This window comes from Candidatus Streptomyces philanthi, from assembly GCF_059553635.1.
This window is the reverse complement of sequence record NZ_JCANQV010000154.1, coordinates 1-14010: the sequence shown is the minus strand read 5'-3', so window position 1 is coordinate 14010 and position 14010 is coordinate 1. Positions and strand designations below refer to the sequence as shown.

10 protein-coding genes are annotated in these 14010 nt (G+C 72.8%); 9 read left to right on the top strand and 1 reads right to left on the bottom strand.

Translation table 11 applies throughout. The features are described 5' to 3' along the window. Positions 1–104: 104 nt before the first annotated feature. The 7 genes from trpB (at position 105) to AC51EU_RS18570 (ending at position 11541) form a co-directional block, all read left to right on the top strand. Entirely contained in the window at positions 105–1349 is a 1245-nt protein-coding gene (trpB, locus tag AC51EU_RS18600; RefSeq protein ID WP_496268113.1) for a tryptophan synthase subunit beta, read from the top strand. Further along, positions 1349–2185, top strand: coding sequence for a tryptophan synthase subunit alpha (gene trpA / locus AC51EU_RS18595; RefSeq protein ID WP_496268112.1), 837 nt, complete (start codon positions 1349–1351; stop codon positions 2183–2185). Before trpB ends, trpA begins: the two co-directional genes overlap by 1 nt. A gap of 100 nt (positions 2186–2285) precedes the next feature. Beyond that, on the top strand, positions 2286–3092 hold the full coding sequence (locus AC51EU_RS18590; protein WP_496268111.1) for a DsbA family protein: 807 nt from the start codon (positions 2286–2288) through the stop codon (positions 3090–3092). A 99-nt stretch (positions 3093–3191) separates the two neighbouring features. Then, positions 3192–4151, top strand: a complete 960-nt coding sequence (lgt, locus tag AC51EU_RS18585; RefSeq protein ID WP_496268110.1) for a prolipoprotein diacylglyceryl transferase — start codon at positions 3192–3194, stop codon at positions 4149–4151. A 299-nt stretch (positions 4152–4450) separates the two neighbouring features. After that, complete coding sequence (locus AC51EU_RS18580; protein WP_496268109.1) at positions 4451–5191, top strand: VIT1/CCC1 transporter family protein; 741 nt, start codon at positions 4451–4453, stop codon at positions 5189–5191. A gap of 289 nt (positions 5192–5480) precedes the next feature. After that, a complete protein-coding gene (gene gltB / locus AC51EU_RS18575; protein WP_496268108.1) occupies positions 5481–10088 on the top strand; it encodes a glutamate synthase large subunit in 4608 nt (1535 codons plus the stop codon). Continuing rightward, the gene (locus tag AC51EU_RS18570) at positions 10081–11541 is read left to right on the top strand and encodes a glutamate synthase subunit beta (RefSeq protein ID WP_496268107.1); all 1461 of its coding nucleotides are present in this window, start codon (positions 10081–10083) and stop codon (positions 11539–11541) included. The genes gltB and AC51EU_RS18570 overlap by 8 nt, the downstream gene beginning before the upstream one ends. Before the next feature lie 134 nt (positions 11542–11675). On the opposite strand, the gene AC51EU_RS18565 is transcribed toward AC51EU_RS18570, so the two are convergent. Then, positions 11676–12251 carry a MarR family winged helix-turn-helix transcriptional regulator gene (locus AC51EU_RS18565; protein ID WP_496268106.1) on the bottom strand — a complete coding sequence of 192 codons (576 nt, stop codon included), beginning with the start codon at positions 12249–12251 and terminating at the stop codon, positions 11676–11678. Positions 12252–12316: 65 nt separating this feature from the next. On the opposite strand from AC51EU_RS18565, the gene AC51EU_RS18560 reads away from it, so the two are divergent. Next, positions 12317–13036, top strand: a complete 720-nt coding sequence (locus AC51EU_RS18560) for an SDR family NAD(P)-dependent oxidoreductase (RefSeq protein WP_496268105.1) — start codon at positions 12317–12319, stop codon at positions 13034–13036. Between the two features lie 61 nt (positions 13037–13097). Continuing rightward, positions 13098–13850, top strand: coding sequence for an MBL fold metallo-hydrolase (locus tag AC51EU_RS18555; protein WP_496268104.1), 753 nt, complete (start codon positions 13098–13100; stop codon positions 13848–13850). The last annotated feature ends 160 nt before the right edge of the window (positions 13851–14010 follow it).

Here is a 14010-nt window from a genome sequence, read left to right as displayed (position 1 = left end):
GACCGGTCCGGCGCACCCGCGGCCGCGCGCCCCGCGCGCACATCGTGATGCCCGAACACCACCGGACCTCCGGGGCAGGCGCCCCGGCCTAGGAGTGCGTTCAGATGTCCTCCGACTTCTTCCTTCCCGATCCCGAGGGATCGGTGCCCACGCCCGAGGGCTACTTCGGTGCCTTCGGCGGCAAGTTCATCCCCGAGGCGCTGGTCGCGGCGGTCGACGAGGTCGCCGCCGAGTACGAGAAGGCCAAGGCGGACCCCGCGTTCGCGGCCGAGCTCGACGACCTGATGGTCCACTACACCGGGCGCCCCAGCGCGCTCACCGAGGTGCCGCGGTTCGCGGAGCACGCGGGCGGCGCCCGGGTCTTCCTCAAGCGCGAGGACCTCAACCACACCGGCTCCCACAAGATCAACAACGTGCTGGGCCAGGCGCTCCTCACCAAGCGCATGGGCAAGACCCGCGTCATCGCCGAGACCGGCGCCGGCCAGCACGGCGTCGCCACCGCCACCGCCTGCGCCCTCTTCGGCCTCGACTGCACCATCTACATGGGCGAGGTCGACACCCGGCGGCAGGCCCTGAACGTCGCCCGGATGCGGATGCTCGGCGCCGAGGTCGTCTCCGTGACGTCCGGCAGCCGCACCCTCAAGGACGCCATCAACGAGGCGTTCCGCGACTGGGTCGCCAACGTCGACCGCACCCACTACCTCTTCGGCACCGTCGCCGGTCCCCACCCCTTCCCGGCCCTGGTCCGCGACTTCCACCGCGTCATCGGCGTCGAGGCCAGGCGCCAGATCCTCCAGCGCGCCGGGCGGCTGCCGGACGCCGCCCTCGCCTGCGTCGGCGGCGGCTCCAACGCCATCGGCCTCTTCCACGCCTTCCTGCCCGACAAGGACGTCCGCCTCATCGGCTGCGAACCGGGCGGTCACGGCGTGGCCACCGGGGAGCACGCCGCCACCCTCACCGAGGGCACCCCCGGCATCCTCCACGGCTCCCGCTCCTACGTCCTCCAGGACGAGGACGGCCAGATCACCGAGCCGTACTCGATCTCCGCCGGACTGGACTACCCGGGCATCGGCCCCGAGCACTCCTACCTCAAGGACACCGGCCGCGCCGAGTACCGCGCCGTCACCGACGACGAGGCGATGCAGGCACTGCGGCTGCTGTCGCGCACCGAGGGCATCATCCCCGCCATCGAGAGCGCCCACGCGCTGGCGGGTGCCCTGGAGGTCGGCCGCGAGCTGGGCCCCGACGGCCTGCTGCTGGTCAACCTCTCCGGCCGGGGGGACAAGGACATGGACACCGCTGCCCGCTACTTCGGGCTGTACGACACCGAGGGCGAGGGGCAGAAGTGATGGCGGCCAACACGGGGACCACGGGCAACGCCGCCCTGCTCGGCCAGGTACTGGCGGGCGCCCGCGCCGAGGACCGCGCCGCGCTCGTCGGCTACCTCCCGGCGGGCTTTCCCACCGTCGACGGCGGCATCCGCGCGGTGCGCGCCATGCTGGAGGGCGGCTGCGACATCGTCGAGGTCGGGCTGCCGCACAGCGACCCGGTCCTGGACGGCCCGGTGATCCAGACCGCCGACGACATCGCGCTGCGCGCCGGGGTACGGATCACCGACGTCATCCGCACGGTCCGTGAGGTGTTCGCCGCGACCGGGGCGCCCGTGCTGTGCATGACGTACTGGAACCCCGTCGACCGCTACGGCGCCGAGCGCTTCGCCGCCGACCTCGCCGCGGCGGGCGGCGCCGGCTGCATCCTGCCGGACCTGCCGGTCGAGGAGTCCGAGACCTGGCGGAAGGCCGCCGCCGAGCACGGACTGGCCACCGTCTTCGTCGTGGCGCCGAGCAGCCGCGACGAACGCCTCGCCAAGATCACCGCGGCGGGCTCCGGCTTCGTCTACGCCGCCTCGCTGATGGGCGTCACCGGCACCCGCGAGTCGGTCGGCCAGGAGGCCCGGGAACTGGTCGAGCGCACCCGCGCCGTCACCGAGCTGCCGGTGTGCGTCGGCCTCGGCGTCTCCAACCCCGAGCAGGCCGCCGAGGTCGCGGGCTTCGCCGACGGAGTGATCGTCGGTTCCGCGTTCGTCAAGCGGCTGCTGGAGGCGGGGGACGACCTGGAGACCGGACTCGACGGGGTCAGGGCGCTCGCCGCGGCGCTGGCCGAGGGGGTCCGCGCCCGCGGATGACCGGACGGGCGCGGTACGGTGCCGCGCCCGTCGTCCCCCGATAGGGCGAACATCGGTGCGGAGGGGTGCGACGGCGCCCCTCCGCTTCGTTGTCCCAGGGGTGAGCCAGAAGAACGATGACGGTAAGAGCAGCGCCCGAGCGCGGCTGCAGGCACAGCGGGAGAAGGAGCAGGCGCGCGCCCGGCGCGGCCGGCAGGCGATCGTCGCCGGGGCCGTGGTCGCGGTGCTCGCCCTCGGGGGCGGGGTCGCGATCCTGGCGTCCTCCTCGGGCGGCGAGGAGGACAAGGGCCCGATGGCCGTCCCCCGGGGGGCGACCGGCGGCGCCAAGCCGTTCGTCCCGGTGGGCGCGCCCAACGCCCCCTCCACCCTCACGGTGTGGGAGGACTTCCGCTGCCCCGCGTGCCAGCAGTTCGAGACCGGCTTCCGCCCGGTCGTCCACGAGCTGGAGGACTCCGGGCAGCTCAGGACCGAGTACCACCTCGCCACGCTGATCGACGGCAACGGCGGCGGCAAGGGTTCCCTCACCGCGGGCAACGCCGCGCTGTGCGCCCAGGACGCGGGGAAGTTCCGTGAGTACCACGACGTCCTCTACACCGAGCAGCCGCCGGAGCAGCAGGACAAGTACGCCGACAAGAAGCGGCTGCTGGAGCTGGCCGGCAAGGTCAAGGGGCTGGTGGACGACGCCTTCACCCGCTGTGTCGAGGACGGCAGGTACGACGCGTTCGTCCAGAAGTCCAACGGCGCCTTCAACACCTCCGGCTTCCGCGGCACCCCGACCGTCCTCCTCAACGGCAAGGATCTGGCGAAGGTGAAGAACGGCCAGTTCACCCCCGCCGAGTTCCGCACGATGGTCCAGGACGCCAACAAGGCGAGGCACCCGGGCGGGGCCGCCACCCCGTCCCCCTGACGGCGGTGGCCGGGCACCTGGCGTGACCGGCGCCGTTACGGAGCCGTGGCCGGGCGGGTTGCCCTGCCCCCCGCCCGGCGCGGTAGCGTCGACCCTGCCATGGACCTCGCATTCATTCCCAGCCCGTCGACCGGCGTCGTACACCTCGGCCCGATCCCGCTCCGGGGCTACGCGTTCTGCATCATCATCGGCGTCTTCCTCGGCGTCTGGCTCGGCAACAAGCGCTGGATCCAGCGCGGCGGCCGGTCCGGGACGGTCGCGGACATCGCCGTCTGGGCGGTGCCCTTCGGACTCGTCGGCGGCCGGCTCTACCACGTCATCACGACGTACGAGCCGTACTTCGGCAAGGACGGAAACCCCCTCGACGTCTTCAAGGTGTGGCAGGGCGGCCTCGGCATCTGGGGCGCGGTGGCGCTCGGCGCGGTCGGCGCCTGGATCGGCTGCCGGCGGCGCGGTATCCCGCTCCCGGCGTACTGCGACGCGCTGGCACCCGGTCTGGCCATCGGCCAGGCGATCGGCCGGTGGGGCAACTGGTTCAACCAGGAGCTGTACGGCCGTGCCACCGATGTGCCCTGGGCGCTGGAGATCAGCTCCGACCCGGCCATCGGCCGCGTCGGCGGCACGTACCACCCGACGTTCCTCTACGAGTCCCTGTGGTGCCTGGGCGTCGCCGCGCTGGTGATCTGGGCCGACAAGCGCTTCCGCCTCGGACACGGCCGGGCCTTCGCCCTCTACGTGGCCGCGTACTGCGTGGGCCGCGCCTGGATCGAGTACATGCGGATCGACGAGGCGCACCACATCCTGGGCCTGCGGCTCAACGTCTGGACGGCGCTGATCGGGCTGCTGCTGGCGGTGGTCTACATGGTGGTGTCCGCGAAGAAGGCCCCGGGCCGCGAAGAGGTCGTCGAGCCGGGCGCGGAGCGGACGGACGGCGAGAGCGACGGGGCCGCCACGGAGGAGGCCGGGAAGGTCTCCGTGACGAAGGCGGCGGGCGCCGCGGGCGCCGGGAAGAAGGACAAGGCGGCGGACGGCGGCGCCGGGAGCGGCACGGCCTCCTGACCTCGCCCCGCCGTCCACGGCGGAAGAACCGGGCGGATCCGATCATGGCATCGGGTCCGCCCGGTGCCGTTCCGGGCCCCGTGGCGTCCCGGAACGGCGGGCCGCGGAGAGCGGAACCAGCGTCGGATGACGCCGTGTGATCGGGATCTCACCACCGACTCTTCGGTAAAACCGCAGGTCAGCGCGGTAAGTTCGGCCTTCCTTGCTAGCGGTGACGGGGTGTTCGCGCATAGCTTCGAGTCATCGGAGGGGAAAGCGCCGAGATCGGCCCACACCTCGCGGAAGGGAGAAGGTCCCCTATGTCTGTCATCGGAGTCATGGACACCTCTGCGGCGACGCACGAGGCCCACCGCGACAACCACACCCACCGCGATGTGAACGGGGGCTGGCTGCGTCCCGCCGTCTTCGGCGCGATGGACGGACTGGTCTCGAACCTCGCCCTGATGACGGGCGTCGCGGGTGGCGCGGTGTCGCAGCAGACGATCGTCATCACGGGCCTCGCGGGCCTGGCGGCGGGCGCCTTCTCGATGGCGGCGGGGGAGTACACCTCGGTCGCCTCGCAGCGGGAACTCGTCCAGGCGGAGCTGGACGTCGAACGGGCGGAGCTGCGCAAGCACCCCAAGGACGAGCGGGACGAGCTGGCCGCGCTGTACGTGTCGCGGGGCGTGGAGCCCCATCTGGCCCGGCAGGTCGCCGACCAGCTGTCGAAGGACCCCGAGCAGGCGCTGGAGATCCATGCCCGGGAGGAGCTGGGCATCGACCCGTCCGACCTTCCGTCGCCCCTGGTCGCCGCCGTGTCGTCCTTCGGCTCGTTCGCGCTGGGCGCGCTGCTGCCCGTCCTGCCCTATCTGCTGGGGGCGTCGGCGCTGTGGCCCGCCGTGCTGCTCGCGCTGGTCGGGCTGTTCGGCTGCGGGGCCGTCGTGGCGCGGGTGACGGCGCGTTCCTGGTGGTACAGCGGGCTGCGCCAGTTGGCCCTCGGTGGCGCCGCCGCGGGGGTGACATACGCCCTGGGAACGATGTTCGGGACCGTCGTAGGGTGAGATTCCCTACGGGGCACCGCATCATCAGTCATCACCGGGTGGTTTCACCGCGTGGACCGCGGGGCATAAGGCCGTAACGCCGCCGGCAGTGCCGCACGGTGGCCGTCACCCCCCTACGCGGACGGAATCTCCGTCCCTCCCATGACACCGCACGGGCGCGGTGTCCACATGCTGGAAGGATCTATCCGCTTTTCGAGAAGCGGGTCATCCTGTACCCTGCACGAAATTTCGCAGAGGGCCAACGTCGTCCCTCGGCACCCCGTATGCCATGACGACGTTGGGAGAGCCGATGCGTTCTGCGTCCACGCACTCCGCGACCACCGGCGCCGGCGCCGCCTGGTCGCCCTTGGACGGTCGCCCCGCCCCCCAGGGGATGTACGACCCCCGCGACGAACACGACGCCTGCGGCGTCGGTTTCGTCGCCACCCTGACCGGCGAGGCCAGCCACGCCCTGGTCGAGCAGGCCCTCACCGTCCTGACGAACCTGGAGCACCGCGGCGCCACCGGCTCCGAGCCCGACTCGGGCGACGGCGCCGGCATCCTGCTCCAGGTCCCGGACGCCTTCCTGCGGGAGAACGTCACCTTCCCGCTCCCCGAGGCCGGCGGATACGCCGTCGGCATCGCCTTCCTCCCGTCCGACGCCCGGCTGGCGGCCGAAGCCGTCCCGCGGATCGAGACGATCGCGGCCGAGGAGGGCCTGGACGTCCTCGGCTGGCGGGTCGTCCCCGTCGCGCCCGACCTGCTCGGCAACGGCGCCCGCGCCACCATGCCGGCCTTCTCCCAGCTGTTCGTCGCCGACGGCCGCAGCACCGGCAGGGACCTGGACCGCAAGGCGTTCGCGCTGCGCAAGCGCGCCGAGCGCGAGGCCGGCGTCTACTTCCCCTCGCTGTCCTCCCGGACGCTCGTCTACAAGGGCATGCTGACCACCGGTCAGCTGGAGCCGTTCTTCCCCGACCTGTCCGACCGCCGGTTCGCCACCGCCATCGCCCTGGTGCACTCGCGGTTCTCCACCAACACCTTCCCGAGCTGGCCGCTGGCCCACCCGTACCGCTTCGTCGCGCACAACGGTGAGATCAACACGGTGCGCGGCAACCGCAACTGGATGCGCGCCCGCGAGTCCCAGCTCGCCTCCACGCTGTTCGGGAACGAGAACCTGGAGCGGCTGTTCCCCGTCTGCACCCCGGACGCCTCCGACTCCGCCTCCTTCGACGAGGTCCTGGAACTGCTGCACCTCGGCGGGCGCTCGCTGCCGCACGCGGTGCTGATGATGGTCCCCGAGGCGTGGGAGAACAGCACCACCATGGACCCGGCCCGCCGGGCCTTCTACCGCTACCACTCCACGATGATGGAGCCCTGGGACGGCCCCGCCTGCGTCACCTTCACCGACGGCACGCAGGTCGGCGCCGTCCTCGACCGCAACGGGCTGCGCCCCGGCCGCTACTGGGTCACCGACGACGGCCTGGTCGTCCTCTCCTCCGAGGTCGGCGTCCTCGACATCGACCCGGCCAAGGTCGTCCGCAAGGGCCGCCTCCAGCCCGGCCGGATGTTCCTCGTCGACACCGCCGAGCACCGCATCATCGAGGACGACGAGATCAAGGCGCGCCTCGCCGCCGAACACCCCTACCAGGAGTGGCTGGACGCCGGACTGATCGACCTCGCCGATCTCCCCGAGCGCGAGCACATCGTCCACACCCACGCCTCGGTCACCCGCCGCCAGCAGACCTTCGGCTACACCGAGGAGGAGCTGCGTGTCATCCTCGCGCCGATGGCCAGGACCGGCGCCGAGCCGATCGGCTCGATGGGCACCGACACCCCCATCGCCGCGCTCTCCGACCGCCCCCGGCTGCTGTTCGACTACTTCACCCAGCTGTTCGCGCAGGTCACCAACCCGCCGCTGGACGCCATCCGCGAGGAACTGGTCACCTCCCTGGTCTCCTCGCTCGGCCCCCAGGGCAACCTCCTGGAGCCGACCGCCGCGTCCTGCCGCAGCGTCACCCTGCCGTTCCCGGTCATCGACAACGACGAGCTGGCCAAGCTCATCCACATCAACGCCGACGGCGACATGCCCGGCATGAAGGCCGTCACCCTCTCCGGCCTCTACCGTGTCGGCGGCGGGAGCGACGCGCTGGCCGCCCGGATCGACGAGATCTGTGCCGAGGCCGGGGCCGCCATCGAGGACGGCGCCCGTCTGATCGTGCTGTCCGACCGGCACTCCGACGCCGAGCACGCCCCGATCCCGTCGCTGCTGCTCACCTCCGCCGTCCACCACCACCTCATCCGCACCAAGCAGCGCACCCAGGTGGGCCTGCTCGTCGAGGCCGGCGACGTCCGCGAGGTGCACCATGTCGCCCTGCTGATCGGCTACGGCGCCGCCGCCGTCAACCCGTACCTGGCGATGGAGTCCGTCGAGGACCTGGTGCGGGCCGGCACCTTCGTCCGCGATGTCCCCGGGCTCGACACGGAAACCGCCCTCCGCAACCTCATCAAGGCACTCGGCAAGGGCGTGCTGAAGGTGATGTCCAAGATGGGCATCTCCACCGTCGCCTCCTACCGCGGCGCGCAGGTCTTCGAGGCCGTCGGCCTGGACGCGGCGTTCGTCGACACGTACTTCCACGGCACCACCACCAAGATCGGCGGCGCCGGACTCGACGTCGTCGCCCGGGAGACGGCCGCCCGGCACGCCGCGGCCTACCCCGCCTCCGGCATCACCGCCAGCCACCGCGCCCTGGAGATCGGCGGCGAGTACCAGTGGCGCCGCGAGGGCGAGCCGCACCTCTTCGACCCCGAGACCGTCTTCCGCCTCCAGCACTCCACCCGCGCCCAGCGCTACGACGTCTTCAAGCAGTACACCGAGCGGGTGAACGAGCAGTCCGAGCGGCTGATGACGCTGCGCGGCCTGTTCGGCTTCCGCTCCGACCGCCCCTCGGTGCCGCTGGACGAGGTCGAGCCGGTCTCCGAGATCGTCAAGCGGTTCTCCACCGGCGCCATGTCGTACGGCTCGATCTCCCGCGAGGCGCACGAGACGCTGGCCCTCGCCATGAACCAGCTCGGCGGCAAGTCCAACACCGGCGAGGGCGGCGAGGACCCGGAGCGGCTGTACGACCCCGAGCGGCGCTCGGCCATCAAGCAGGTCGCCTCCGGCCGGTTCGGGGTGACGTCCGAGTACCTCGTCAACGCCGACGACATCCAGATCAAGATGGCGCAGGGCGCGAAGCCCGGCGAGGGCGGCCAGCTGCCGGGCCACAAGGTCTACCCGTGGGTCGCGCGGACCCGGCACTCGACGCCCGGCGTCGGCCTGATCTCCCCGCCGCCGCACCACGACATCTACTCCATCGAGGACCTGGCGCAGCTGATCCACGACCTCAAGAGCGCCAACCCGGCGGCCCGCATCCATGTGAAGCTGGTCTCCGAGGCCGGTGTGGGCACGGTCGCCGCCGGCGTCTCCAAGGCGCACGCGGACGTGGTGCTGGTCTCCGGCCACGACGGCGGCACCGGCGCCTCCCCGCTCACCTCCCTCAAGCACGCGGGCGGCCCCTGGGAGCTGGGCCTGGCCGAGACGCAGCAGACGCTGCTGCTGAACGGGCTGCGCGACCGGATCGTGGTGCAGACCGACGGCCAGCTCAAGACCGGCCGTGACGTGGTCGTGGCCGCGCTGCTGGGCGCCGAGGAGTTCGGCTTCGCCACCGCGCCGCTGGTCGTCTCCGGCTGCGTCATGATGCGCGTGTGCCATCTGGACACCTGCCCGGTCGGCATCGCCACCCAGAACCCGGCGCTGCGCGAGCGGTTCAGCGGCAAGGCCGCCCACCTCGTCACCTTCTTCCGCTTCATCGCCGAGGAGGTCCGCGAGCTGCTGGCCGAGCTGGGCTTCCGCACCCTGGAGGAGGCCGTCGGGCACGCCGAGGTCCTGGACACCACCCGGGCCGTCCGCCACTGGAAGGCCCGCGGACTGGACCTCGCACCGCTGCTGCACGTCCCCGACCTGCCCGAGGGCGCGGTCCGCCACCGGGTCACCGCCCAGGACCACGGCCTGGCCAAGGCGTTGGACAACGAGCTGATCGAGCTGGCCGCCGACGCGCTGTCCGCGAAGAGCGCGCAGAACGCCCGCCCGGTGCGGGCCCGGCTCGCGATCCGCAACATCAACCGCACCGTCGGCACCATGCTCGGCCACGAGGTCACCCGGAGGTTCGGCGGCGCGGGGCTGCCCGACGACACCATCGACCTCACCTTCACCGGCTCCGCCGGCCAGTCCTTCGGTGCCTTCCTGCCGCGCGGCATCACCCTGCGCCTGGAGGGCGACGCCAACGACTACGTCGGCAAGGGCCTCTCCGGCGGCCGGATCGTCGTCCGCCCCGACCGCGGCGCCGACCACCTCGCCGAGTACTCGACCATCGCGGGCAACACCCTCGCCTACGGCGCCACCGGCGGCGAGATGTTCCTGCGCGGCCGGGTCGGCGAACGGTTCTGCGTCCGCAACTCCGGCGCCACCGTCGTCTCCGAGGGCGTCGGCGACCACGGCTGCGAGTACATGACCGGCGGCAGCGCCGTCGTCCTGGGCGAGACCGGCCGCAACTTCGCGGCGGGCATGTCCGGCGGCACCGCCTACGTCATCGACCTCGACCCCGACCGCGTCAACCGCGAACTCGCCGGTGCCGTCCAGCCACTGGACGACGCCGACACACGGTGGCTGCACGACGTCGTGCACCGCCACCAGCAGGAGACCGGCTCCACCGTCGCCGCACGGCTCCTCGCCGACTGGGGTGCCGCCGCGGCCCGGTTCCGCAAGGTCGTCCCGGCCACCTACCAGGCCGTGCTCGCCGCCAAGGACGCCGCCGAGCGCGCCGGGCTCTCCGAGTCCGAGACCCACGAGAAGATGATGGAGGCGGCGACGCATGGCTGACCCCAAGGGCTTCCTGACCACCGACCGCGAGGTCGCCCCCACCCGTCCCGTCGCCGAACGCGTCAAGGACTGGAACGAGGTCCCCGTCCCCGGCGCGCTGCTGCCCCTCGTGGGCAAGCAGGCGAGCCGGTGCATGGACTGCGGCATCCCCTTCTGCCACAACGGCTGCCCGCTCGGGAACCTGATCCCCGAGTGGAACGACTACGTCTACCGCGACGACTGGCGGGCCGCCAGTGAGCGGCTGCACGCCACCAACAACTTCCCCGAGTTCACCGGGCGGCTCTGCCCCGCCCCGTGCGAGGCGGCGTGCGTGCTGGGCATCAACCAGCGGCCGGTCACCATCAAGAACGTCGAGGTCTCGATCGTCGACCGCGCCTGGGACAGCGGCGATGTCACCCCCCGGCCCCCGGAGCGCCTGTCCGGCAAGACCGTCGCCGTCATCGGCTCGGGCCCGGCGGGCCTCGCCGCCGCCCAGCAGCTGACCCGGGCCGGCCACACCGTCGCGGTGTACGAGCGCGCCGACCGCGTCGGCGGCCTGCTGCGCTACGGCATCCCGGCGTTCAAGATGGAGAAGCGCCACATCAACCGGCGGATCGAGCAGATGCGCGCGGAGGGCACCAAGTTCCGTACGGAGGTGGAGATCGGCCGCGACATCGACGCCGCCGAACTGCGCCGCCGCTACGACGCGGTGGTCGTCGCCGCGGGCGCCACCACCTCCCGCGACCTTCCGGTGCCCGGCCGGGAGCTGAACGGCGTCCACTTCGCGATGGAGTACCTGCCGCTCGCCAACAAGGTGCAGGAGGGCGACCTGACCGTTTCCCCGATCACCGCGGAGGGCAAGCACGTCGTCGTCATCGGCGGCGGCGACACCGGCGCGGACTGCGTGGGCACCGCCCACCGGCAGGGCGCGCTCTCGGTCACCCAGCTGGAGATCATGCCGAGGCCGGGGGAGGAGCGGAACGCGCACCAGCCCTGGCCGACGTTCCCGATGCTCTACAAGGTGACCTCGGCGCACGAGGAGGGCGGCGAGCGCGTCTACTCCGTCTCCACCACCCGCTTCGAGGGCGACGAGCACGGCAACGTCCAGTGGCTGCACCTGGTCGAGGTGGAGTTCACCGACGGCAGGCCGGAACCCAAGCCCGGTACCGAGCGGCGGATCCCGGCCCAGCTGGTCACCCTCGCGATGGGCTTCACCGGCACCGACCGCGCCAACGGTCTCGTCGAGCAGTTCGGCCTCGGACTGGACGCCCGGGGCAACATCGCCCGCGACGCGGACTTCGCCACCAACGTCCCCGGTGTCTTCGTCGCCGGTGACGCGGGCCGCGGGCAGTCGCTGATCGTCTGGGCCATCGCCGAGGGCCGCTCCGCCGCCCGCGGCGTGGACCGCTTCCTCACCGGCACCAGCACCCTGCCCGCACCCATCAGGCCGACGGACCGCGCACTGACCGTCTGACACGGTCGCGCCCGGTCATTCCCGTCGCAGGGACCGGGCGCGCGGTCCGTCCTGTCCCGTACAACGGCGTACGGACAACCACGGCGCCTGCCTCCCACCCCGACCGGAGGGCAGGCGCCGCGTGTTTTCCGGGGTCAGCCGTCCGCGCCGACGTGCCCGATCCGGTGGTCGCCGAGCCGCCGCTGGGTGTCCTGGAGCAGGGTGCGCAGCAGGGCGGTCAGGTGCTCCTGCTGCTCCGGGGAGAGTCCGCCGATCAGTTCGGCCTCGCGGCGCAGCACCTCGTCCACGGTCGTCTCGACGAGATCGTGCCCGGCCGCGGTCAGCTCGACCAGGACGGACCGCGGCCGGCCCTCGCCCGGTCTGCGCACCACCAGCCCCTCGCGCTCGGCGCGGGCCACGCGCTGGGAGACGGCCCCCGCGGTGACCAGGGAACGCCGCCCCAGCTCACGGGTGCTGAGGGTGTAGGGGGCGCCGCTGCGGCGCAGCACGCTGAGCAGGTCGAGGGTGGCCGGGTCCACCCCGGCGCGGGCCAGCACCCGGCGCCGGTCGTCGCCGAGCAGCTTGGCCAGCCGCCAGATCGGCGTGACGATCCCGATGGAGGAGACCGGGGTGCCGGGCCGCTCGCGCTGCCAGGCGGCGGCGATCTCCTCGACGGGGTACGCGGGTCCCGGGGGCCCGTCGTCGTTCCGCGTCTCGTTCTCCCTTGCCACGGCGGCCTCCCGGTCGTTATGTTCAGCGCTAAATTTAGACCTGAACGTAGAGCGGGGTTCATCGTATGACACGCACTGTCCTGGTCACCGGTGGCGGTACGGGCATCGGCCGGGCCACCGCCCACCACTTCGCGGCCCACGGAGACCATGTCGTCGTCACCGGGCGCCGGCCCGGCCCCCTCCAGGAGACGGCCCGCCACGCCAACATCCGCGCGGTCGTCTGCGACCACACCGCCCCCCAAGCGCTCACCGCTCTGCGGGACGAACTCCCCGAAGGAGTCGACGTCCTGGTCAACAACGCGGGCGGCAACACCGACTTCGACGCCGACGGCGCCACCGGCCTGGCGGCCTGTGCACGGGACTTCCGCGCCAACCTCGACGCGAACCTGCTCACCGCCGTGCTCACCACCGAGGCGCTGGAGGGCCGGCTCGTACCCGGCGGTGCCGTCATCCACATCGGCTCGATCGCCGCCGACACCGGGACCGGTGCCTACGGCGCGGCCAAGGCGGCCCTCGCCGCGTGGAACACCGGACTGGCGGGCGTCCTCGGCCCGCGCGACATCACCGCCAATGTCGTCGCGCCCGGCTACATCGAGGACACCGAGTTCTTCCGCGGCCGGCTCCCCGAGGAGCGCCGGGAGCGGCTGGTGGCCGCGACGGCGCGCGGCCGCGCGGGGACGCCGGCGGACATCGCGGGCACCGTGGCGTTCCTGGCGTCCCCGGCCGCCCGGCACCTCACCGGGCAGGTCCTCCACGTCAACGGGGGTGCGCACCGCACCCGGTGACACCGCGTCCGCCACCGGCGTGATCCGCTTCCGGCGGCCGGTGGCGGGTAGCGTCCGTGGCATGGACACGTACCGTGTGCCGGGCGTCCGGCCCGAACCCGTCGTTCCCGGTGTCTGGCAACTCGCCTTCCCCGTGGGGCACGTGTATCTCGTCGCGCTGCCCGGTGGGGGCTTCGCGGCGGTGGACACCGGCCTTCCCGGGTCCGCGCCCGCCGTCCTGGACGCGCTGGCCCGGCTCGGCGGGGCGCCGGAGGACCTGCGGCAGATCGTGCTCACCCACTACCACGCCGACCACGCGGGCTCCGCCGCCGACCTCGCCGGGGCCACCGGCGCCCGGGTACTGGCCGGCGCGCTCGAAGCCCCCTACCTGAGCGGGACCCTGTCCCCGCCCCCGCCGCTGCTCGGGCCCCGGGAACGGGAGCTGTACGAGGAGGTCGTGACGGGCTCCCCCGGGGCCGCGGCGCCGGTGCGCCCGGTGCGGGTGGACGTCGCCCTGCGCGACGGGGACGCGCTCGACGGCTGGCCGGGGGAGGCGCGGGCGCTGCACGTGCCCGGACACACACCGGGCGCCATCGCGGTGCATCTGCCGCGTGGCCGGGTGCTGTTCCCCGGTGACGCCATCGCGACCGTGCCCGGGGGCGGACGCGCGCTCCTGGGGCCGTTCAACGCCGACCCGGAGGAGGCGCTCGCCTCGTTCCGCAGGCTCGCCGCGCTCGACGACGCCGACACCGTGTGCGTACCGCACGGTGCGCCGATCCGCGGCGGCGCCCGGGAGGTGCTGGCGGCCGCGACCCCGGAGAAGGACTGGCGCTGACGCGCCCCGTCAGGTGTCGCACTCCAGCAGTGTGTGGCACAGGCCGCAGCGGGCCTGGAGCCTGCCCCGTACGGGGAGGCGGATGCGCTGGTGGCAGACCGGGCAGGGGAACGTCACCCGCCGCGGCCCGGGGCCCTCGAAGGCGAAGCCGTAAGAACGG